Origin of the sequence: Psychrobacter sp. TB20-MNA-CIBAN-0197 (assembly GCF_040309765.1) — a bacterium.
Lineage (GTDB): Bacteria > Pseudomonadota > Gammaproteobacteria > Pseudomonadales > Moraxellaceae > Psychrobacter > Psychrobacter submarinus.
In genome coordinates this window covers 1-250 of the sequence record NZ_JBEOPC010001087.1, presented here as the reverse complement: position 1 = coordinate 250, position 250 = coordinate 1, and the positions used below count along the sequence as shown (strand labels likewise).

Here is a 250-nt window from a genome sequence, read left to right as displayed (position 1 = left end):
TCTGCTATTAAAGATTATAAGCTGGCATTTGCTGCACTGTGTGAAATAAAACCAGCAGCCGATTTAGCCCAATACGACGAAACCCTAGCTGCATTTAATAATGGCTTTAAAGCAGCGCGTAATCATTTGAATGTTTTAGATGGCGCACTGCAAAGTACCTTTAAAACACAGTTAAATGGGCATAAAAAGCAATTTTTAGCACCAATGAATGAGCTAGTTAAGCCACTTGAAAAAAACCAAAGCCAAGCAA

1 protein-coding gene is annotated in these 250 nt (G+C 38.0%); it reads left to right on the top strand.

The features are described from left to right. Positions 1 to 250, top strand: a 250-nt coding sequence (locus tag AAEY83_RS17270) for a hypothetical protein (RefSeq protein WP_351061128.1), incomplete at both ends; no start/stop codon positions are given.